Below are 21,808 nucleotides of genomic sequence, written 5' to 3'. Positions count from 1 at the left end.
GCGCGCCTCCGCTTTGGAGAGCGCGCGACACTTCGGAGATGAGCAAGCATCCGGACTTTGATTAGACCAGTCGGTGTGCCATCATGGCGAGGAGCGCCAGGCCATTGAACGCGAGAGCTTCGTCCCAACTTCCAAGACTCTGCCCAATGCGTTCCCGTCGGACCAAGGCGGAGAGAGCCGCCGCGCCTCCACCTACGGCGAATGCCAGCCCCAGGACGCTCAGGAAATTGGCGATGCTATAGGCGCCGAAAATCCGAGGGGCAAGCGCACAAGCCGAGAGAATTGCGACGCGTGCCACGGCGCCTTCCAGCGCCGAACGTGACGGGTCATCAAGCCGATCCGCCAGAGCTGCACGCGGCGCTGCGCTCTGACGTTTCTCCACAACCGCGCCAGATGCGGGTTGCCACAGACTCGCCTCTGGGCGCCACTTGCCACCGACAGAGAAACGCGGTCGGCTTTTGGCCGCGGTTGTTGCGTCGGAGACCGGAGCCGCATCCGGCGACGGGTGACGCTTCTCGTTGCCGTCAGAATTGATCTCGGCCTGAGCAGCGAAGTTCTTGTTATCCATGTTCACCTCGTCGCAAACGTATGGAACTCAGAGGTATAAGTTCCGTAAGCGATGTTCTCGAAGGTTTCAGTGCAGCTCCGCACGACGGCGGAGCCGATTGCTATGAGTGCCAGCACCGCGATAACGCGCACAACTGTGGTCACAACTCGATCCATCAGCATCGCCCGTCGACCTTGGCGTATATGACTCTGCTATTCGCCGGCGGATCATCGCCACGGCGCGCCCCGCCGGCACCGTGGTTGTGATACAACACACATAGTTTTTCGATGGGGAACGGAGGAAGAAAGTATAGTATTCGCGTATACGATGAGCGTGGCCGGCGTTATACTACCTACAATAGCCGGCGCGGTGACACCGCCCCGTCGTCGTGAGGCTGGTGCCATTTGGGACTCTCTGATCCAAGCTCTAGGTCGATGGAAGCACTGAAATGAGTCAATCCTGGTCAATCGCGTGGTCGCATGGTCGTGCCACCGTTCATGCCGGCGGCGGCGCGTTAGGACATTGCGAATTTCGCCTCGAAGATGGCCGGTTGGCCGAGCCATTCCATGAGGCGCCCTGGATCGGTCAAGGCCGTAGCGTCGAACCCCCGATCCTGGCAAATCTGCGCGGCGACTTGCTGTGCCTTCCCTTCGGGCGTCCCTACGACGCGTCCGACAACCTGCCCGAGCCTTGGGCCACCGCCGTTACGCGGACGCCTGCAGATTCAGTGTCGGGCGGTCTCTCCGAAAGTGACGAGTATCTACACGGCTATTGCGCCAATTCGGATTGGTCGCTCGTGTCTGGTTCAGAACAAAGCCTGGTGATAAAGCTGGAATACCCGCAAGATTCTTGCATCTTGAGCGTCACCCGAACCGTCCTGCCGGTTCCCGGCAAGCCCGCGCTCGACGTCTCTGTAGAAATTCTCGCGCGCCGCATCTGCGCGCGCCCAGTCGGGTTTCATCCGAATTTCGCGCTACGCGGAAAGCCTGGCTCGTTCCGCATAGAACCGGGCAGCTTTGCCTTTGGTCTAACCCATCCGGGCGCCGATGGCGTTACTCATGCCAAAGCAAACGCTCGCTTTGAAAGACTCGCCGCTGTTCCTGTTTCCGCCGGTGGCACGGGAAGCTTCGACCGTCTCCCGTTTGCCGAGGACCGCGAGGAGATACTGCAGCTGTGCGGGATCAATGGAAGCATGCGGCTCGTTGACGACTCGACACAGGTTGCGTGGACGCTCAGTTGGGATCCGACGAAGCTACCGTCATGTCTTCTCTGGATGAGCAATCGCGGCCGCCATTTCGAGCCCTGGAATGGCGAGAATCTCTGCGTCGGCGTCGAGCCCGTTGCCTCGGCTTTCGACCTCGGGACCGCCGCGGCCGTGAACGTCAATCCGATATCTGAGGAAGGCGTGCATACGGCCATCAAGCTGACGCCGGAGACGCCCTTCGTCCTCGCCTACCGCATCGAGGGAACGAGCCTGGCGCGCTGATCGGACTGTTGGAGACGGACCTGCATTTAGGTATTTTCTGCGGCCCTAATGCAGGCGGCTCCATGGCGATCCAACCGGAAGTCAACTGTGTCGCAACGGCGCTTCAGTGATCTCCAGATCCGCGTCCAGGGAGCGTTGCGGCCGAATACCTACCTTTTGAAGTTCCGCGTGGTAGGCACGAACCGCTTCCACCGGCGCGATCTCTCCATCCGCCACCCGGCGCATGAATTCGACGAGCGCCAGGGGTGAATCGGCAAGATTGATCTTCCGCCCGAATAGCGCGAGCCGGGCGCCTGAGCGCTCCGCCTGAAACAAGAGCTCGAACGTGTCGCGCGTGGTTCCCGCGCCGCCGCCAAGAACTCCGACAACAATCGAAGGATCGAAGGAGGCCAATTCTTCCAATGCCTTCGGACCATTAAATGGGATTTTCAGGAAGCGAGGCCTGTCCGCCTTCGACACTCCAGACAGGCAACGCAATAGGCAATCATTGACAAAAGCCGGAACGGCTTCCGCCTCGATATGCTCCGACGCATTCGGATTGAAGACTTCGAGAAAATATTTGAACCCGATCGCCGCGGCTTCATGCCGGAAGGCGGTAAATGCTTCCAAGGACCGGATATCGGCATCGAGATTGTTGTTGAATGTTACCGAATACAAACCGAGATCGGTACCCGTCACGGTTCGGCCCGGCTCCGGGCTAGCAGATCCATACATCACCCGACTCAGTACCGCTGTGCGGAAGGGACGCGAGCCGTGCTTTGCATAGGTCGAGCCACGAATGCCGCCCCAGCAATCAGTCGCGTCATTGGCCCGGATTGCCGGCTTCACAGCGGAATTCTGGAATACGCCCTGTTCCTGGAGAACCTCAAGATTCGCCGCCGAGGTGAGCATGATATCGACGATATCCTGCTGCACGACAGCCCTGATCTGGTCGAGGTAGTCTTGCCGCGTTTTCCACCCCACGACCCGGCCTTCGGCATCATAGCGCGGGCCACCGACAGTGATACCGGAGCCCATGTCACCATCTTTTGCATCCGCGATGATGAAATCCTGGCGCTTATATTCGCCCTTCAGGATCCGCGCTAATTTCTCGTCCAGACGAGTCATGCTCTAACCTCGCAGTGAAAATGTCGATGGCGAATATAGTCTAGCATATGACACGGCCTGACGATCGAGGGGCTGATCCCGGGAGCCCCAGCGCGTCGCATATGCCAGACAAGTTTCCCAACTCTCCATCGACCCTGTTGTCGAGACGCTGCGGAGTGAAGCCGCAGCCGCCGCATGGGCCAAAACCAGACACCGCTCCAAAGACCAGTTCTCGTGATAGCCGTAGAGAAAGCCGGCTGCGAAGGCATCGCCTGCCCCGTTCGCCCCGATTATCTCTTCCGGTGGAACATTCACAGAGGGATGCACAGCGACTCTGCCGTCCTTCGTGACCGCAACCGCTCCCACCGGAAAATGCACAACCACAGTTTCCATTTCGCCGCGTTCAAGGATGTTCTGAGCGGCTTCGATGCAAGCCTCCACATCCGTCTTTCCATCGATGACAGTTATTCGATCCGCGAGAACGCCAATCTCCGTATCATTGACGATGAGAAGGTTTAGGTGGGGCAAGCACGGAAGCACGAGCGGCACCAGACGCCCGGGAGCGACGCTTGCCAGCTCCAGGTTTGTGACTATCCCCAAGGCGCGCGCGCGACGCAGAACCGTTACCCAGCCATTGGGATCATCGCGATAGGGCTGGTCCATGGTTTTGTGGACGCCGGGAAGGCCAAGGTGAAGAATCTTCGCCGTTGTTGCAGCGAGGTCAAAGTCGTCCGGTGCGAGCAGTGCGCTTGCGCCAGCACGATAGATATGGGTGCGCCGGCCCGAAAGCTTGGACGTATAGGCTTCGGCGAACTGTGTCGTCGTGTCCTTGGCCACAGTGAGCTGAGAGTTCCGGATCCCATGCAACTCCGCTTGCTCGAGCAGAAAGCGCCCCGCGCTATCGTCGCCAACCAAACCGATCGTTTCGACGGGGAGATCGGAATCCAGTTTGCGTATGTCGATGGCGAGGTTGCAGGCTGAACCACCGCCCTGCATTTCGTCGGAGAGTATTTCCGCAACCGCGTCCTCGGCGGGCCAGAACTCTATGACTCGATTGTGATCGACACACCAGGTGCCGCCAGTCAGGATGCCGCGCCGTGTGCCCTGGAACTCCGGATTGGTCACGTTTCGCTAGACTCCGCGACTCTCAGCAGCGATGAGCAAAATATAAGTCTCGGCACGGCTCTCTCAATCCTCCAGAAGATTTCGATTATGCTTCGGGAACAGGGTCTGTTCCTGGCATCGCGCCCGTCATGATCGCGACGACGTCAGCCATCGAATGGGATTTCGGATCCGTCAGCGCGACGCGACGTCCCAATCGCATGACGTGGATCCGGTCGGCTACCTCGAATACATTGGGCATGTTGTGGCTGATCAGAATGACCGGCAGGCCGCGATCGCGTATCGCTTTGATGAGGTCAAGCACCTGCCCAGTCTCGCGAACACCCAATGCAGCCGTCGGTTCATCCATGATCACGAGCTTGCGGGCGAATACGGCGGCGCGCGCCACCGCGACACCTTGTCGTTGCCCGCCGGAGAGATCCTCCACCGCGTGGGTGATTCCGGGCAGGCGAAACTTCAGCTCATCCATATGACGCTGAGCTTCGCGTTTCATTTTTGGCTTATCGAGCATACGCAACCAGCGCCCCAGAGGGCCGGCTCGGCGCAATTCGCGACCGAGATAGAGGTTGCTCGCGATATCAAGCGCGGGCGCGACCGCCAACTCCTGATAGACAGTCTCGATCCCTCGTATGCGTGCATCGAGCGGGCTGCTGAAATGGATCGCCTGTCCGTCCAGCAGGACTTCGCCTTCGTCTGGATTTATAGCACCGCTCAGCACCTTAACGAGGGTACTCTTCCCTGCGCCATTGTCGCCGATGACCGCCAGGACCTCACCATCGCGCAGCTCGAAGTCGACCCCGCCTAATGCCGTGACATGGCCATAGCGTTTGACGATGCCCCTGGTCTCCATGATGAGGGAAGTCATCGCCGTCACATGCGCCTCCAGCGGGAAAGCTGGTCCAGTGCGACAGCGGCAATCACCAACACGCCCGTCACCAGATCCTGCCATAGCGGATCAATGCCCACGAGCGTCAGCCCGTTACGGAGCACGCCGACGATCAGCGTGCCTATCAGCGTGCCCCAGATATTACCACGTCCGCCAAAAAGGCTTGTGCCGCCAATGACGACTGCGGTGATGCTATCGAGGTTGGCAGTTTGCAGCGCATTCGGATCGGCATTGGGAATGCGCCCCAGCGCGAGCCACGCGCCAAGCCCGTACAAAAGCGCCGCGAAGGTATAAACAGAAAGGATGCGGCGCCCGACCGGGATGCCCACCAATCTCGCGGCCGAAGGGCTATTGCCGATAGCGTAAACCTGCCGGCCCCATGCCGTCTGTGTCAGAATATACCAGATCAGCGCGTACAGGCCCAGCATGATGACCATGCCGTAGGTCACTGGCGTTGTGCCGAGGGTGAAGACGTTTCCAGTCCAGGACAGAAGGTCGTCGGTGACAGGAAATGCACCGCCTTGGGAAATTAATCGCGTCGCAGCGGTGACGATTCCAAGCAGACCGAGCGTGACGATGAACGGTGGCAGCTTCAGGCGACTCACGAGCGTCCCGGACACCACGCCGACAAGTGTGCAGACCACGATGGCGAGCACCAGACAGCCCAAGGCATCGTAGCCGTCATTCACCAAGCGTCCGGCGATGATCGTGCCGAGAACCGCAATCGATCCATTGGCGAGATCGATTCCCGCCGTGAGAATCACGAGCGTCTCACCGATCGCAAGTGTGCCGACAATCACGCTTTGCTGCACAACCAGAGAAAGGTTGCTCGGCGCAAGGAATGTATTCGTGACAATCGAAAAGATCACGCAGAAGGCGATCAGAACGATCAGGGAACCAATCGGCGGCCGCGCCAGGGTTTGAAGTATCGACCCAAAACCCCGTTTGGGCTTCACGTCAGAAGGCGGCGCTGAGATAGTCGTGCTCATATCCGCCTTCCGGTGGAGAGGGGCAACGGCAGTCGGACAAACATCCGGCCGCCGTCAGCGATGGGCGCCTCAGCCCCAGCAGTTCTTCTCGCCAAAGGCGACGTCCTTGGCCGTCACACCCGGCAATGGTGTTCCGGTGATGATATACGAGCCGGTATCGATGAAGCCGGTCGGCTTCTTGCCGGTTTTCGCATAATCGACGATCGCGTCCAGACCCTGTTGCGCCATCTTCTTCGGGAACTGCATGACCGTCGCCGCAATCTTTCCCGCCGCGACATATTTCACGCCGAGGCAGCCGCCATCGATCGATGTCAGCACAATGCTTTTAGTCTTGCCGGCCGCCCGGATCGCTGCGTAGGCGCCTTCAGCCGCGGGCTCGTTGATTGTATAGACAACATTGATGTCGGGATGCGCGGAGAGCAGATTCTCCATCCCGGTCTGGCCTTTGTCCTGCTGCCCGTTGGTGTCCTGCTTGCCGACAATCGCGGGATCACCCTCGGCGATTCCAATGCCTTTGAGGAAGCCATTGTGGCGGAAGGTATCGACCGTGCCGCCCGGCGTGCCATCCAGCATCGCGAGCTTCGGTGTTTTGCCCGCGAGTGCGGCCCGCGCATACTGGCCCTGCTGCACGCCAGCCTGGAAGTTGTCGGTCGCGAAGGTAGCATCCACCGCGTCCGCAGGGTCCGTCGCCGTATCAAGCGCGATAACAATGATGCCCTTGGCGCGCGCCTCTTTGACGATGTTGAGGACGCCACTTGAGTTACTCGGCGTGACCATGATGCCCTTTGCACCAGCGCTGATCAGCGATTCCATCGCCGAGACTTGGCCCTCATTGTCACCGTCGAACTTTCCGGCGCGCGCGATGAGTTTCACGCCCTTCACCTTGGCCTCGGCCGCGGCGGCCTGCCTCAGCTTCACGAAGTATGGATTCACATCGGTTTTTGTAACAAGGCCGACGATGATCTGGTCAGCAGCTCTCGCTGAGCCGGTGCCAGTCAGCACCGCTGCCGATGTCATCAGCCCGAGGATCGCGGCTGAGGCCAGCAGTGACTTGCACCGAAACGAAATAGCGGCCGGGCGCATTTGGCGCTTCATTCTTGTGTCCTTTCCTGGTCGTCCCTGACGGTTGCCCGAGCATCAACCTGGCGCGGCCCGTCCCCTTCCAAAACGCTACGGCCCGCCCTGGGTACCGTCAACAAGATTATGATTTGTTTAGGTCATCCCGTACGGGGCTGCCGCGTTATCAGGATCTTTGGCCCGAGGCACGCCCTCGCCCGGCTCCCTCAACCTTTGACGGCGCCCGCAGTTAGCCCAGCCACGAGGTAGCGCTGCAACAGCGCAAAAAATAGGCACGCCGGAATCAGCCCGAGCATGGACGCCGCCATCATCTGACCCCAATCGACGTCAAACTTGCCGATGAAGGTCAGCAGCCCGACCGCGAAAGTCTTGCGGTTTTCGTCGTCGATCAGCATGAGCGCGAACAGCAACTCGCTCCATGCCGCGGTGAAGACAAACCCGATGGTCGCACCCATGCCCGGGAGCGTGAGCGGCAGAACCACCCGCATCAACGCCTGCGGCCGCGTGCAGCCGTCGATAAGTGCTGCCTCCTCAAGATCACGAGGGACCCCGTCGCAGAAGGACTGCATGAGGAAGGTGGCGAAGGGAATGTTGAAGGCGACGTAGATGATGACGAGGCCGGTGAGGCTGTTCGTCAGATGCAAGCTTCCCATGATGCGATAGATCGGCGGGATGACCATAACGAGCGGAAAGGTCTGCGTGAGAAGCAACAGAAAGGCGACGACGTTCTTCCCCCGAAAGCGAAACCGCGAAAAAGCGTATCCGGCGGCCGAGGCGATGACCGTCACCAGCACCGCGGTCGAGACTGAAACCACGATGCTGTTGAGAAAGTAGCGCGGAAAGTTCGTCACCGCCAAAACGCTGGCATAATTATGCAACGTGGCCTTGCTCGGCCAGGCGGTGATGCCCTCGGAATAGAGCAGCGACGAGGGCGTCACCGATATCTTCAGGGTCCAATAGATTGGAAACAGCGCGAAGACCACGAAGGCGGTCACCGCCGCATAGAAGCCGATGCCTCCGAGCATCCGTCCTGGCGAGTATCTCGCGCGGCTCATGGCTGGGTCAGCAGCCGGCGGCGCATGCCGATCAGAACGAGCGCATAGAGAACCAGCAGCACCAGCAGCAGCACTGCGACGGCCGACGCATATCCCTTGTCCATCGCGCGGAAGGCGCTGACATAGACATAGGTCGCGATGGTATTCGTGGAACCGGCCGGGCCGCCGCCCGTCATCACGAATATCAGATCGGCGAAGGTAGCAATCCAGATCGTTCGCAGCATGACGGTTATAGCGATCGTGGGCGCCAGAAACGGGATCGTCAGCCAGGTGAAGCGCTGCAGGACGCTTGCGCCGTCGAGCGCCGCCGCCTCGTAAAGCTCGTTGGGAATGGATTTCAGCGCGGCCAGCAGGGTGATGGCGAAGAACGGCACACCGAACCAGACATTCGCGAGGATCGGCCCCCACATCGCGGTTGCTGGATCCGACAGAATATTCGTCGGCTGCGCCTGCACGCCGAGGTGAAATAGCCAGTGGGGCAATGGGCCGATCACCGGATTGAACAGCCACGCCCAGGTAAGGCCCGCCAGGAAACTCGGCACTGCCCAGGGGAGGAAGACAACCGCTTGCACGAATTTCCGGCCGCGAAAATCTCGGTTCAGCAGCAGTGCTAGGGCAAGACCTAGAGCGAATTGCAACACCAGGCTGCCGGCGGTCCACCAAACGGTATTGACCAGCGCCTGGCCTAAAGCCGGATCGCCCAGCATGCGGCGATACTGATCCAAGCCGACATATTCGGATCGGAAGGCCGTGAACCTGCGGAAGGAATAGCCAATGCCCACGACAAGCGGGATCAGCAAGACCAACAACAGGATCGTCAGCGCCGGAGTGATATAGAGCCAGGGCTCGATCGCCCGGCGAAAAGCCCGACCCAAGGAGGGTCGGTGCGCATCGCGGCCCTGGCTCAATGTCACAGACATCGGGCGCTCAGTTTTGACCCTTCTTCGCCTTATAGGCTTTCAGCTGATCGACCAGATAGGCCGCCCACTGGTCCGCCACATCCTTTGCGGTCCGTTGTCCCAGCAGAACTTGCTGGAACGTCTTGATCGAGATGTTATCGTAAAGATCGCCGAAACCCTCCAGATAGGTCGGCGGCGTCACCATCTCGTATTTCGTCGTGTCGTTGAGTTCAGCGAACCAGCCCTTGAACTTGTCACTCGCGAAATAGGCGTTCTGCTCGGCGTTCTTATGCACGGGCAGGGTGCCGACGACCTTCGACCAGGCCAGGTTATTCGCCGGCGACACCATGAACGATAGCAGCTTCCATGCGTCGTCTTTCTTTTCCGAACTGGCGAAGATCGCCCAGCCGCCGTAGCCAAGGGTCGGGAAGGCTTTGCCGCTGGGCCCGACCGGGATGGGTGCCACCGCGAAATCATCCGGTGCCATTTTGTCCGCGATGCCGATCAGAGCGTCAGGGTCCTGGTCCAGCATGGCGCAGGTGCCCGAATAGAACCCCGCCACGATTTCGTTGAAGCCCCAGTTCACGCTATCCTTCGGAGCCGAGCCGTCTTTGTACATCTGCGCCAGCAATTCCAGGCCCTGCACAGAGCCTGCATCACTGAAGGTCGAGCTGCCGTCTTTGTTGAAATAGCCCGGCTTGCCATCCATCGTGTTCATGAACATCGTGATGCCGGAGAACCCGCCCGGACCACCGCGCAGGCAATAGCCGTATTTGCCGGGAATGGCCGAAATCTTCTTGCTGTCAGCGACAAAGTCATCAAGGGTCGCGGGGGGTGCCGTGAGACCGGCCTGGGCGAAAAGCTTCTTGTTCCAGAACAGGCCGCGCACATAGAAGCCGTAGGGAATCTCATAGAGCGTGCCATGCACGGCGGAGCCGAATTGCTTCGCACGATCGCTCAGCGTGGCGAGATCCGGCGAAGCCTTCAGGTAAGACCCGAGATCGAGGAGCTGATCGTTATTGGCATAAAGCCCGAGCCAGCGATCCGGCATCTCCACGATGTCGGGAGTATCGCCGGCCTGAACCATATTGAGGAACTTCTCGAAGGCCTCGCCCCAGGGCAGAGAAGTCAGCTGAACATGCACGCCAGGATTGGCCTTCTCGAAGGCCGCGAACTGCTGCTGAAGCAGTGCCGTTCGGGCGGGGCTTGGAATGACCTCCACGACCTTCAGCGTGGTATCAGCCCAGGCGGTTCCCGCGAACATCCCCACCACAAGGGCGGCGGCAGCCGCCTTCGCGCATAGACTGCGGAGCTTGCTGGTCGTTCTGGTCATCTTTTCCCCCATTTTAACGTCGCGCTTTGAGCAGCGCTTGCTCGAGATCAGCCCATAAAGCCGCCGGATCCTCTAGACCGACATGCAGGCGGATCGTTCCCTCGGTAACCCCGAAATACGACAGCGAATTAGATCCTGGCGTTTGCTGCAGGGTCGCCAGCGCGGGCACGACCAGGCTCTCATGGCCGCCCCAGCTTACACCAATGCGAAACAGCGTGAGAGCATCGACGAAGGCCGGAACGTCGATCGTGCTATTGGCCTCGAAGGAAAAGAGCCCGGTCGAGCCCAGCAACGTCGCCCCGCCCGGATGATTCGAGAAAGCCGGATGCATGACGCGAAGAACCGACGGATGGTCGCGCAACTGCGCCGCGATGCGCAGCCCGCTTGACTCGTGACGTTGCAGCCGCAGTGGCAGACTACGCAGGCCCCGCAGCAACAACCATGCCTCAAAGGGCGAGAGCTTGGCGCCAAACATCGAATAGGTGGTTTCATTCACCCGCCGGATAAGCTCGGCGCCGCCGGCCACGACACCGGCGACCGTATCCGAATGCCCTCCGAGGTATTTCGATGCGGAATGCAGCACGAGATCAATGCCGTGTCGCGCGGGCTGCTGAAATAGCGGGGTCGCCCAGGAATTATCGACTGCTGTAAGGACTCCGTGGGACCGAGCCAGAGCCGCAAGCCGAGGCAATTCCTGCAGCTCGAAAACATTCGAGCTCGGGCTCTCCAGATAGAGAAGACGAGCGCCCGGTAGCTGTGCCGCCACCGACTCGGGATCTGTCGCATCGACATAATCCACGGTGATGCCGAAGCGGGGCAGCAGGCGCTGAAACAGCCTGAAAGTATCGCCATAGATGTGTCGGGCCGAAAGGATGCGGTCGCCGCTGCTGACGAAAGCGAGCACAGTGGCGCTGATGGCGCCCATGCCCGAGGAGAAGGCTCGCGCCGCCTCGGTTCCCTCGAGCGCGGCGACGCGGCGCTCGAATTCCATGACCGTGGGATTGTCTCCGCGGCTGTAGATCGGGCGGCTGATCCGGCCGGCGAAGGCGTCTTCCATTTCTTGGTAACTGCGGAAGGTAAAGAGCGACGATTGGTAAATCGGCGGAACGACGGGGTCGAACGGCAGGTTCTCGTCATGCGCCAGTAGGGTTGCCGCCCGCTCAAGAACGGCAGTGCGATCTGGCACGCTGGAAACCTTCGTCGTTTCGCTTAGCGGCATGTCAGCCATCGATCTCGACTTTTCGCATTGTGGCGCCGCGCATCAGATCGTGCCGCACGGTCTCCAGCAGCTTGAATGTCTCTTCCCGGGCGCCCGTAGCGTCGCCGCGCGCGATCGCCTGGAATATCGTGCGATGGAAGGGGAAGCTCGCATGGCCGAAATCCGCCATGCCCAGAGGATGCTCCCAAAACCGATGCATAAGGTCGCGCATCGCGCCCAACATCTGGGTGATGAGCGGATTGGCCGCGCTCGTGATGATGGCCTGATGAAACTCCCAATCGGATTGCGTCGACACCTCTCCGGGCTGGAAGAAGACCGGCTCCATCCGGTCGAGCCGGTCTCGGATAAGAGCCAGTTCCCCGGCACTTGCCCGCTCCGCGCATATCGCGGCGGCCTCCGCCTCAAGGGCGCGGCGAACCTCCAGCATATGTAGCAGGCTCTGGAGATCATGACCCGGTAGAGTGAGCGGCAAGTGGAGGCTGTCGGGCGAGATGGCGCGCAGAAGAAAGGTTCCGGACCCCTTCCTCATGTCGATGACGCCCAGGCTTTCCCAGCGCTTGAGCGCCTCGCGAATTGTCCCCCGGCTCACCGCCAGCTTCTCGGCAAGCGCGCGCTCGGTGGGCAAGCGCGCGCCGGGCGAAAGTCCGGCCGAGGCAATGAAAGCGGCGAGCGATGTCAGGACCGCCTGGTCGCGAGTTTGCGGCCGGATCGGCGCCAAGGCGAAATCGCTAATACCAGCCTCCCGCCAAAATTGGTCCGACAACCCGACCAAGGTTGGATCAACCGGAAGGCGGCGTCAACTCCCCGGCCCTCCTTCGTCCGTGCCCTATTGGGCGAGAAAGCCGCCATCGACGGCGAGCGTATGCCCGGTAATCATCGCCGCCCCGGGGCTCGCCAGGAAAGCGATGGCATGCGCGACTTCCTCTGGCTCGGCGAGGCGACCAAGCGGCGTCACTTCGCGAATCCGGCGCATCAGATCAGGATTCTGTTCGAGCTCGCCAATGAAGGCCGTGCGCGTCCAGGTCGGCGCGACGGCGTTGACGCGAATCTTGTGAGGCGCCCATTCCACCGCCAAAGCACGCGTCATATTCACTACAGCGCCCTTGGTCGTCTGGTAGGAAATATTCGGATAGAGGCCGCCACCTGACAGACCCAAAATCGAAGCGGTGTTGACGATCGCGCCCCCGAAGCCGCTTTTGATCATCTGGCCGGCGGCAGCCCGCGCGCATAAAAACACGCCTGTCATATTGACGGCGACCACCGCGTTCCAATCGTCAAGCGCGAGTTCAAGCGACGGCCGGCGGATAACCCGGCCGGCGTTATTGACCAGGATGTCGAACCGCCCTTCCCGCGATCCGATCTCCGCGAAGGCGGTCTCGATACCGGCTTCGTCCGTGACGTCCAGTTCAAGACCCGTGGCGAAATCCGACCCGATCTCCGACGCAGCACTCATCGCGGCGTCTCCGTCACGGTCCGCCAATACGACCCGACAGCCCAGCGACGCCAAAACTTTGCCGGTCGCGAGACCAATGCCGTTCGCGCCGCCGGTAACCACCGCTACGAGGCCATCGACTCTATAGGGATTCGGTATCGCTTCAGACTCGGACACGGCGGGGACCCCATACTGTAAAGTGCCACCCGGAAAACCTCTGGCAGATCTAACGTTGGCGCAAGGCTCGCGGGGTTCTGAGCATCCGCCCGAGTGATCCGGACGTAGGCTCTTTACGACGCCCGACGGGTGTAACCCGAGCGCCAACGGCCACGAATGAGATAGCGGATACACTCTAGCAGGGAGACGCGGACATGGTGACCAGACGGGCGATCTTCGGAGCGACGGCGCTTGCCGGCCTGGGGGTGCTTATCGGGCTGCCGCGGCGGAAACCCGCATTGGCGGCGACGTTCGAGGTGACGCATACCGACCAGGAATGGCGGGCCATGCTCAGCCCGGCCGCCTATGACGTCCTTCGACACCAAGGCACCGAGGCACCGTTTTCTAGCCCGCTCGACCTCGAGACGAGGAAGGGCGTCTATAACTGCGCCGGCTGCGCCCTGCCGCTCTATTCCTCGGCGACAAAATTCGACAGCCACACGGGCTGGCCGAGTTTCTGGCAGCCGCTGACGAACGCGGTCGCGACGTCAACTGACACCAGCTTCGGCATGGACCGCGACGAAGTCCATTGCAAACGTTGCGGCGGCCATCTCGGCCATGTCTTCACGGACGGACCGAAGCCCACCGGCCTGCGCTATTGCATGGACGGCGTCGCGCTTACCTTCAAACCGGCGTAAAGGACCAAGATCGTGTCGATCATTTCCATGGTAAAGGCATCCCCGGCGCGCTCGGCGGCTGTTGGCCTGGGCGCGCTTCTGGTTGCTGCTTTCGGTTCGGGTCAGTTCCTGACGGCCCGCGCGGCCGATCTCGACCAGCGGCTTCCCCTCCCCGCGGTCAGTGAACCGGCGAGCACGGCGTCTTCCGAGACGGTTGTCTTCGCGGGCGGCTGCTTCTGGGGCGTGCAGGGGACATTCCAGCACGTCAAAGGCGTGACGGAGGCGATGTCTGGCTACGACGGCGGCAAAGCGGATACCGCGCAATACGAAACGGTGAGCACGGGCACGACCGGCCACGCGGAATCCGTGCGGGTGACCTTCGATCCGAAAGTCGTGTCCTACGAGCAGCTTTTGCAGATTTTCTTCTCGGTCGTCTCCGATCCGACTCAGGTCGATCAGCAGTCGCCGGATACGGGCACGCAGTACAGGTCAGAGATCTTCACGACGACGCCGGAACAAGCGCAAGTCGCGAAGCTCTACATCGCGCAGCTCGACCAAGCGAAAGTGTTTTCCGCGCCCATCGCGACGATTGTCGGCCATGACACGGGCTTCTACAAAGCCGAGGGCTATCACCAGAACTATCTAACGCTGCATCCCGACAGCGGATATATCAGCACCTTTGACCTGCCAAAGATCGAAGCCCTGAGCAAGGTGTTTCCGGAGCATTTCTCGACGAGCCCGGTCTTGATCGCCAATACTGGAAAGTCCTGAGATCTGCACGCGGGATTAGGAAGCATGCGTGCTGTTCTTCTTCTGGCGGGGCTGGGACTTTTCGCGGTTCCCGCGACAGGTTGCTTCGCTCAGAAGGCACCGGTTGTCGTTGAGCTCTTCACGTCTCAGGGCTGTTCCTCCTGCCCGCCCGCGGATGCGTTTCTGACTGACCTCGCGCGGCAACGGCGTGATGTGCTGCCATTGGCGTTTCACATCACCTATTGGGATAATTTGGGTTGGAAGGATCCGTATTCGCTGCAAGCGGCCACGAGCCGGCAACAGGACTACGCGAGTAGGCTTGGCGATGGGCAAGTCTATACGCCGGAAATGGTGGTTGGTGGCGTGCATGCCTTCGTCGGCTCGGATCGCGCGGAAGGGCTTGACGAGATCTCCCGCGCCGCAAATGCCCCGAGTGTTCCGCTTCGGCTGGCCCGCACGGGGGAGACCCTAACCATCTCGATCGCTCAGGGAACAGGGCGCGGCACGGTCGTGTTGATCGGGTTCGACTCTCACCACCGAACGCCTATCGCGAGAGGCGAGAATGGCGGGCGCACTGTGCTGGAGTCCAATATCGTCAGATCCTTGGATGTGGCTGGAAAATGGACCGGCGCCGCGCTTGAACTACAACATGCGACGCCGGCGGGGGAAGAATTCGCCGTACTGCTACAGGCTGGCGATGGCCGCATCCTTGGAGCGGCACGGCTCAACGGCGCGGGATCCTGACGGCTTCAGAATTGCTGCGACCGCTTTGCGTTGATGTCGCCGGGGCGCGATTCTCTGTTTTGAATCTCTCACCTCCACCACGTCGTCCTCTGTGAAGGCCGAGAATCCACGCCTTGCCTGCGTGACGAAGGCAAGGTGTGGATGGCACGCCTTCGCGTGCCATGACGGATCTTTTGGGTCGCAGTCCACTATTGGATCGTCATGCCCTACGCCGCCGCTCGTTTCACCACCGCGTCAGCAACGGGAGCAGCAACCGCGCGACAAGCGTCACCAATCCGCATCCCACAGTGTACCAAACAGCGACGTAAAGCGGATCGTCATGCGGGCAGGCAAAGACGAACACGAACGCACCCCAGGCCGCCGCGGCGATGCCCACCGCCAGGGCCGTGCCGCCAGTATCCGTCGGCGCCCCCCGCCGCATAAGAAGTCCGAGACCAATCACCGGCGGCACTGACAGAACGACCATTTTGTAAACGCACTGAAGGCCGTCATGCCAAGCCAGCCGGGCTGCCAAAGTTGGGATCCCGGCACGCGCCGCATCGACCAGCCATCCCGTCGCGAAGCACAAGGCGATGACGATAATGAGCAATCTCAGTCCGCGCCGTGGTGAGGTCGCCGGGTCCAATGACCAGATAGCCGTGACGCCGCCCGCGACCGCGATCAGGCCCATGCTTCCCAGCTTCCACCAGAATGACGGCAGACCCATCGCCATGTGCATATCCGGTCGCGCCTGGCCCATTCCCAGGAATAGTGCGAGCTCCAGGACGCAAAGAGCCATCAGCAGCAGCCCCTCGATTCTCGGGCTGCGGCGGCGAACAGGTTTGAGATCGCCCGCGAGGCGGTCGATCAGCTGATTATTCGGCATCTGATCGCCCTCGCACCACGGACGCCAGACGCGCCAAGCCACGATGAATATTGACTTTGACGAGTGAGACCGACTGGCCCGTTTTGGCGGCGGCCTCCTCGATGCTGAAGCCCTGCAGCTTGACCAGCCGAATTACTTCCGACTGCGCCGGTTTCAGGTCGCGCAGAAGACGCTCGAGAGATGTGGCGCTGGTGACCGCCTCCTCGTGATCGCCGACGGAGATCGTGTCGCTCAGCGCTTCCGTTGGCCGAGCTTTCATCGATCGCAGACGGTCGATCCACTTGTAGCGGGCGATCGCCGCAAGCCAGGGCCCGAATGGGCGCGCCGGATCGTAGGTATGCCGCTTCTCGTGAATTGCCAGGAGCGTGTCCTGAACAGCATCTTCGACCATCGAAGGAGGTAGGCGCCGGGCGAAATACTGGCGCAGCCAAACACGGATCTCACTGAGAAGGCGGTGATAGACCCCGCCATTTCCCGACTGCGCGGCCGCCATAAGCGAACCCCAGTCGCTATCGACCACGCGAGACTCCCGGCCTGGCGCGAGCATCACTACGACCGGGCGGACCCATCGAAGCAAGGTCGGCGACCCGGCACTCCTCGGCATTTGCGCGGCGACCATGGTCTCTCATTCGAAGACGAGGAGCCATGGGTTACACCTGCCTGTTCAGCGAGGAGCGAAGCTCGTCCGATGCTTCGCCCGGCACTCCGGCCAGGGTCAGCGCAGCGCCGCGTTCAGTTTATCGAGCGCGGCCGAGCCTGGGCACAGATCCGCTTCAACGAGCTCGTTGAACGGCGTCGAGACGGTGTTCATATAACCGTGCAAGTCGTCCGGTTCCTGATCGACATAGAGCAGACCGGTCACGATTTCCCCGGATGCGCGCCGATGCTGCAGGAAGCTGATCGCCGCCGCCCGGTCATGCACATCATAGTCGCCCGCGATCTTACGAAGCCGTAGCAGCGAGCCGTCATGCTGCTTGACCACCTCCACCGAACCAGGCGCGTAGTCGACCGTGATCTCCTCGCGTTCGGTGATGAAATCCAGATAGTTCACCGCCTCATTATGCTCGCGCACATAGTCGAAGCTTTTGGTCGAACCGACGTGATTGTTGAATGCGACACAAGGCGAGATGCAGTCGATGAAGGCGGCGCCTTGATGCGTCAGCGCCGCCTGGATCAGCGGCACGAGTTGGCCCTTGTCCCCGGAGAAGCTGCGCGCCACGAAGCCCGCACCGAGTTGCATCGCCATGCTGACAAGATCAATCGCCTCGTCATTATTGACCACGCCTCGTTTGCTTTTAGCACCCTTATCGGAGGTCGCGGAGAACTGGCCCTTGGTGAGGCCGTACACGCCATTGTTCTCCACGATGTAGACCATATTGACGCCGCGCCGCATGGCGTGGGCGAATTGGCCGAGGCCGATTGAAGCGGAATCTCCATCGCCGGAAACGCCGAGATAGATCAACTCGCGATTCGCCAGATTGGCACCGGTCAGGACGGACGGCATCCGTCCATGCACGCTGTTGAACCCATGCGAATTGCCGAGGAAATAGGTCGGCGTCTTGGACGAACAACCGATGCCGGAAAGCTTGGCGATGCGATGGGGCGGCAGGTCCAATTCAAAGCAAGCATGGACAATCGCGGCACTGATGGAGTCATGGCCGCAGCCGGCACAAAGGGTCGAGATTGTCCCCTCATAGTCGCGGCGCGTGAAACCGAGGGTGTTCGCGGCGAGGCCAGGGTGATGCAGCTTGGGCTTCGGCAGGAAGGTCATGGCGCGCTTCTCCGGATCGGCACGACGGTCGATGAAGCGTGCTCCTCGATCATTTCCACAATCATCCCCGCCGTGATGGGCGAGCCATCGTAGTGCAATACCCGCTGCAGCTTGGCCGGGTTGATCTCTAACTCGTTCACGATCAGCGTGCGCAGCTGCGCATCACGATTCTGCTCGACAACAAAAACCTTGTCATGCGCTTCGATGAAGGCGCGAACCTCCTCGCTGAACGGAAAAGCCCGAACCCGCATCAGATCGAGATGGACGCCCTGTTCCGCAAGGCGATCATCCGCCTCATGCATCGCGGCACTGGTCGAGCCATAGTAAATCGCGCCGAGACGGGTGGGCTCACGCGCCGCCCTTACCTCGGGCGCCGGAACAAGAGTCGCCGCCGTTGCGAACTTCCGCAGCAGCCGCTGCATGTTCTCTTCGTATGCCTCGGCCCGCTCGGTGTAGCGCGCGTGCCGATCCTTCGACGTGCCGCGCGTGAAGAACGAACCGCGCGTCGGGTGCGTGCCGGGATAGGTGCGGTAGGTAATGCCGTCACCATCAACGTCTAGATAACGTCCGAATTCGCGTCCGGCTTCCAGATCAGCGGCGGTCATGACCTTGCCGCGATCCATCTGGCGTGTGTCGTCCCATGTGAAGGGCCGCGTCAGCCGCTCATTCATGCCGATATCAAGGTCGAGCATGACGAAGATCGGCGTCTGCAACCGATCCGCCAAATCGAAAGCCAGCGCCCCGAATGTGAAGCACTCATGCGGATCTTCCGGCAGCAGCATCACATGCTTGGTGTCGCCGTGGGACGCGTAGGCGCAGGCCAATAGATCGCATTGCTGGGTCCGTGTCGGCATGCCGGTTGAGGGGCCGGCGCGCTGCACGTCAAAGATCACCGCTGGGATTTCAGCGAAATAGGCCAGGCCAAAGAACTCCTGCATCAGCGAGATGCCGGGGCCGGAAGTGGCGGTAAAGGCACGCGCGCCATTCCAGGCCGCGCCAATCACCATGCCGATAGAGGCCAGCTCGTCTTCGGCCTGCACGATCGCAAAGCGATTCTCTCCGGTTACCTTGTCCACCCGGTAGCGGGCGCAGTATTTCTGAAATGCTTCGGCAAGTGAGGAGGACGGCGTGATCGGATACCAGGCGGCGACCGTGGCACCACCGTAGACGGCGCCGAGTGCGGCAGCCGCGTTACCCTCGATGGAGATCCGGTCACCGACCGCGTCGGACCGCCGCAGCGTCAGGCCGATGGGGCATTTGAGGTGGGCTAGCGCGTAGTCTCGTCCCATATGCAGTGCATGAATATTGGGAGCGATCAGCTTATCCTTGCCCTTGAATTGTTCGCCGATCAGGGTCTCGAGTTCAGCAATGTCGATCTGCAGCAAGGCGGCCAGCGCGCCAACATAGATAATGTTTTTGAACAGTTGTCGCTGGCGTGGATCGCTATATTCTTTGTTGCACAGCTCGGTTAGCGGCATACCGATTACGACGATATCGTCGCGAAATTGGCTGGCGGGCCGTGGCTTAGTTGAATCGTAGAAAAGATAGCCGCCCGGCACGATGGATGCGATGTCTTGGTCCCAGGTCTGCGGATTCATCGCAACCATGAGGTCGGTGCCTTCGCGGGCGCCAAGATAGCCGGCTTCCGAGATGCGCATCTCGTACCAGGTCGGCAATCCCTGAATATTGGACGGGAAGATATTGCGTGGCGCCACCGGTATGCCCATCCGGAGGACGGACTTGGCGAATAGCTGATTGGCACTCGCGGAACCCGAGCCGTTGACGTTAGCGAATTTGACTACGAAATCATTGACGCGTTGTAGGCTGTTAGCCGCATTCAATGCTTGGAGCATGCCGATCCCGCCTGTGCCACATCGAGAAGAAAGCGTTGCATATCCCAGGCACCGGTGGGGCAACGCTCAGCGCAAAGGCCACAATGCAGACAGACGTCCTCGTCCTTCACCATTACCCGCGCAGTCTTTAACGGACCGGAAACGTAAAGGTCTTGGGTGAGATTAACCGCCGGAGCATTGAGTCGCGTGCGCAGCTCGGCTTCCGGACCATTTTCGGTAAAGGTGATGCAGTCCACCGGGCAGATATCGACACAGGCATCGCACTCGATACAAGCCGCGTCGGAGAACACAGTCTCCACGTCGCAGTTCAGGCATCGCTGTGCTTCCGCGAAGGCCTGCTTCAGGTCAAAGCCAAGCTCGACCTCGGCCTTGATGTCGGCGAGGGCAATCGCCTTGTCCTGGTGCGGCACGGCGAAGCGCAGATCGTTCGAGACGTCGTTGTCGTAGCTCCACTCATGGATGCCCATCTTCTGGCTGCTCAGCCAGACATGCGGCGGCGGCCGGTTTTGCAGTTCCTCACCGCGGCAGGCGAGGTCGATCGAGATCGCCGCCTGATGACCATGCGCTACAGCCCAGATGATATTCTTCGGCCCGAAGGCGGCGTCGCCGCCAAAGAATACCTTCGGATGTGTCGACCGAAACGTGACCTGATCCACCACCGGCATGTCCCAGCGGTCGAACTCGAGCCCGATATCGCGCTCGATCCATGGGAAGGCATTCTCCTGGCCGACCGCGACCAGGACGTCGTCGCAGGGCATATGCACGTCGGGCTCACCGGCATTCATCAGCTTGCGCCTGCCCTTTTCGTCGATCTCAGCGCGCACCTTCTCGAACAGCACGCCGGTCAGACGGCCGTCCTCATGGGTGAACTCCTTGGGCACAAGGAAATTGAGGATCGGGATGTCCTCATGCATCGCGTCGACCTTTTCCCAAGGCGACGCCTTCATCTCCTCAAATCCGCTGCGCACCACGACCGTCACCTCGGTGCCGCCTAGGCGGCGGGCGGAGCGGCAGCAATCCATCGCGGTATTGCCGCCGCCCAGCACGATCACCCGCTTGCCAATGGCGGTGATGTGGCCAAAGGACACCGATGACAGCCAATCGATGCCGATATGAATATTGCCAGCGGCCTCCTGGCGGCCCGGAAGCACCAGGTCCCGGCCACGGGGCGCCCCTGACCCAGCAAAAACCGCGTCAAAGCCCTCATCGAGGAGCCCTTTGAGGCTATCGATTCGGGTGTCGAACCGGGTCTCGACACCGAGATCGAGCACATAGCCCACCTCTTCATCGATGACCTGCTCGGGGAGCCGAAATTTCGGGATCTGGCTCCGGATCATGCCGCCGCCGCGGCTTTCCCCGTCGAATACCACGACCTCATAGCCGAGCGGTGCGAGGTCCCGCGCTACAGTCAGGGAGGCGGGCCCAGCGCCGACGAGCGCAATGCGCTTGCCGTTGCGGGCCGTCGCTGGCGTGGGCAGCCTCGCCGAAATGTCGCCCTTGTAGTCAGCGGCGACGCGCTTGAGGCGGCAGATCGCCACCGGCTCTTCCTCGACCCGGCCTCGCCGGCAGGCAGGTTCGCAGGGACGATCGCAGGTGCGCCCCAGGATGCCGGGGAAGACGTTTGATTCCCAATTCACCATATACGCATCGGCATAGCGGCCAGCAGCGATGAGGCGGATGTATTCGGGAACCGGCGTATGCGCCGGGCAGGCCCACTGACAATCCACAACTTTATGGAAATAGTCAGGATTCCGAATATCGGTCGGTAGCAAAAGCACCCCCCAACTCCAGCCCGCTTACCAGCCTAGCGGGGCCGGGCAATCAAGCTGCTACAGGCTTAAGCCGATCTTTCGCGACATTA

22 protein-coding genes are annotated in these 21,808 nt (G+C 60.9%); 4 read left to right on the top strand and 18 right to left on the bottom strand.

Translation table 11 applies throughout. The features are described from left to right. Nucleotides 1-61: 61 nt before the first annotated feature. Both GSQ83_RS29205 and GSQ83_RS29200 read right to left on the bottom strand, forming a co-directional pair. On the bottom strand, nucleotides 62-568 hold the full coding sequence (locus tag GSQ83_RS29205) for a hypothetical protein (RefSeq protein WP_158806586.1): 507 nt from the start codon (nucleotides 566-568) through the stop codon (nucleotides 62-64). A gap of 2 nt (nucleotides 569-570) precedes the next feature. Further along, the gene (locus GSQ83_RS29200) at nucleotides 571-711 is read right to left on the bottom strand and encodes a hypothetical protein (RefSeq protein WP_158806585.1); all 141 of its coding nucleotides are present in this window, start codon (nucleotides 709-711) and stop codon (nucleotides 571-573) included. Between the two features lie 284 nt (nucleotides 712-995). On the opposite strand from GSQ83_RS29200, the gene GSQ83_RS29195 reads away from it, so the two are divergent. Then, nucleotides 996-2,033: a hypothetical protein gene (locus GSQ83_RS29195; RefSeq protein WP_158806584.1), complete on the top strand. Its 1,038-nt coding sequence runs from the start codon at nucleotides 996-998 to the stop codon at nucleotides 2,031-2,033. An 81-nt stretch (nucleotides 2,034-2,114) separates the two neighbouring features. Here GSQ83_RS29195 and GSQ83_RS29190 read toward each other — a convergent pair whose 3' ends face one another. From GSQ83_RS29190 to GSQ83_RS29140, 11 genes are all read right to left on the bottom strand, one after another. Further along, the gene (locus tag GSQ83_RS29190; protein WP_158806583.1) at nucleotides 2,115-3,140 is read right to left on the bottom strand and encodes a hypothetical protein; all 1,026 of its coding nucleotides are present in this window, start codon (nucleotides 3,138-3,140) and stop codon (nucleotides 2,115-2,117) included. A gap of 3 nt (nucleotides 3,141-3,143) precedes the next feature. After that, entirely contained in the window at nucleotides 3,144-4,244 is a 1,101-nt protein-coding gene (locus GSQ83_RS29185; protein ID WP_158806582.1) for a carbohydrate kinase family protein, read from the bottom strand. Nucleotides 4,245-4,329: 85 nt separating this feature from the next. Further along, on the bottom strand, nucleotides 4,330-5,106 hold the full coding sequence (locus GSQ83_RS29180; protein WP_158806665.1) for an ATP-binding cassette domain-containing protein: 777 nt from the start codon (nucleotides 5,104-5,106) through the stop codon (nucleotides 4,330-4,332). A gap of 5 nt (nucleotides 5,107-5,111) precedes the next feature. After that, nucleotides 5,112-6,116, bottom strand: coding sequence for an ABC transporter permease (locus GSQ83_RS29175; RefSeq protein WP_158806581.1), 1,005 nt, complete (start codon nucleotides 6,114-6,116; stop codon nucleotides 5,112-5,114). A 69-nt stretch (nucleotides 6,117-6,185) separates the two neighbouring features. Beyond that, entirely contained in the window at nucleotides 6,186-7,211 is a 1,026-nt protein-coding gene (locus tag GSQ83_RS29170; RefSeq protein WP_216850624.1) for a substrate-binding domain-containing protein, read from the bottom strand. Between the two features lie 188 nt (nucleotides 7,212-7,399). Further along, nucleotides 7,400-8,248: a carbohydrate ABC transporter permease gene (locus GSQ83_RS29165; protein WP_158806580.1), complete on the bottom strand. Its 849-nt coding sequence runs from the start codon at nucleotides 8,246-8,248 to the stop codon at nucleotides 7,400-7,402. Beyond that, entirely contained in the window at nucleotides 8,245-9,168 is a 924-nt protein-coding gene (locus GSQ83_RS29160; protein WP_158806579.1) for a carbohydrate ABC transporter permease, read from the bottom strand. Before GSQ83_RS29160 ends, GSQ83_RS29165 begins: the two co-directional genes overlap by 4 nt. Nucleotides 9,169-9,175: 7 nt before the next feature. Beyond that, entirely contained in the window at nucleotides 9,176-10,480 is a 1,305-nt protein-coding gene (locus GSQ83_RS29155) for a sugar ABC transporter substrate-binding protein (protein WP_254065980.1), read from the bottom strand. A 13-nt stretch (nucleotides 10,481-10,493) separates the two neighbouring features. Next, on the bottom strand, nucleotides 10,494-11,666 hold the full coding sequence (locus tag GSQ83_RS29150; protein ID WP_254065979.1) for an aminotransferase class I/II-fold pyridoxal phosphate-dependent enzyme: 1,173 nt from the start codon (nucleotides 11,664-11,666) through the stop codon (nucleotides 10,494-10,496). Between the two features lie 34 nt (nucleotides 11,667-11,700). Then, nucleotides 11,701-12,471, bottom strand: coding sequence for a FadR/GntR family transcriptional regulator (locus GSQ83_RS29145; RefSeq protein ID WP_216850623.1), 771 nt, complete (start codon nucleotides 12,469-12,471; stop codon nucleotides 11,701-11,703). A gap of 54 nt (nucleotides 12,472-12,525) precedes the next feature. Continuing rightward, nucleotides 12,526-13,308 (bottom strand): SDR family NAD(P)-dependent oxidoreductase, encoded by a 783-nt coding sequence (locus tag GSQ83_RS29140; protein ID WP_216850622.1) that lies wholly within the window; start codon nucleotides 13,306-13,308, stop codon nucleotides 12,526-12,528. Between the two features lie 194 nt (nucleotides 13,309-13,502). Between GSQ83_RS29140 and msrB the strand changes: the two genes are divergently transcribed. From msrB to GSQ83_RS29125, 3 genes are read left to right on the top strand one after another with little or no spacing between them, the layout of a single operon-like run. After that, nucleotides 13,503-13,985: a peptide-methionine (R)-S-oxide reductase MsrB gene (gene msrB / locus GSQ83_RS29135; RefSeq protein ID WP_158806578.1), complete on the top strand. Its 483-nt coding sequence runs from the start codon at nucleotides 13,503-13,505 to the stop codon at nucleotides 13,983-13,985. Between the two features lie 12 nt (nucleotides 13,986-13,997). Continuing rightward, complete coding sequence (gene msrA, locus GSQ83_RS29130; RefSeq protein ID WP_254065978.1) at nucleotides 13,998-14,735, top strand: peptide-methionine (S)-S-oxide reductase MsrA; 738 nt, start codon at nucleotides 13,998-14,000, stop codon at nucleotides 14,733-14,735. A gap of 24 nt (nucleotides 14,736-14,759) precedes the next feature. Then, nucleotides 14,760-15,458, top strand: a complete 699-nt coding sequence (locus tag GSQ83_RS29125) for a thioredoxin family protein (RefSeq protein WP_158806577.1) — start codon at nucleotides 14,760-14,762, stop codon at nucleotides 15,456-15,458. Nucleotides 15,459-15,681: 223 nt separating this feature from the next. Here GSQ83_RS29125 and GSQ83_RS29120 read toward each other — a convergent pair whose 3' ends face one another. The 5 genes from GSQ83_RS29120 to GSQ83_RS29100 form a co-directional block, all read right to left on the bottom strand. Then, nucleotides 15,682-16,323 carry an NrsF family protein gene (locus GSQ83_RS29120; protein WP_158806576.1) on the bottom strand — a complete coding sequence of 214 codons (642 nt, stop codon included), beginning with the start codon at nucleotides 16,321-16,323 and terminating at the stop codon, nucleotides 15,682-15,684. After that, nucleotides 16,313-16,843, bottom strand: coding sequence for a sigma-70 family RNA polymerase sigma factor (locus tag GSQ83_RS29115; RefSeq protein WP_254065977.1), 531 nt, complete (start codon nucleotides 16,841-16,843; stop codon nucleotides 16,313-16,315). The genes GSQ83_RS29120 and GSQ83_RS29115 overlap by 11 nt, the downstream gene beginning before the upstream one ends. A 195-nt stretch (nucleotides 16,844-17,038) precedes the next feature. Then, complete coding sequence (locus GSQ83_RS29110) at nucleotides 17,039-18,094, bottom strand: 2-oxoacid:ferredoxin oxidoreductase subunit beta (protein ID WP_158806575.1); 1,056 nt, start codon at nucleotides 18,092-18,094, stop codon at nucleotides 17,039-17,041. Continuing rightward, complete coding sequence (locus GSQ83_RS29105; protein WP_158806574.1) at nucleotides 18,091-19,947, bottom strand: 2-oxoacid:acceptor oxidoreductase subunit alpha; 1,857 nt, start codon at nucleotides 19,945-19,947, stop codon at nucleotides 18,091-18,093. Before GSQ83_RS29105 ends, GSQ83_RS29110 begins: the two co-directional genes overlap by 4 nt. Then, on the bottom strand, nucleotides 19,932-21,725 hold the full coding sequence (locus GSQ83_RS29100) for an FAD-dependent oxidoreductase (RefSeq protein ID WP_254065976.1): 1,794 nt from the start codon (nucleotides 21,723-21,725) through the stop codon (nucleotides 19,932-19,934). The genes GSQ83_RS29105 and GSQ83_RS29100 overlap by 16 nt, the downstream gene beginning before the upstream one ends. Nucleotides 21,726-21,808 lie beyond the last annotated feature (83 nt).

Source organism: Acidisoma sp. L85, assembly GCF_009765865.1.
Taxonomy (GTDB): Bacteria; Pseudomonadota; Alphaproteobacteria; order Acetobacterales; family Acetobacteraceae; genus Acidisoma.
The sequence above is the reverse complement of the archived record's forward strand: the minus strand, read 5'-3'. Positions and strand labels throughout refer to the sequence as shown.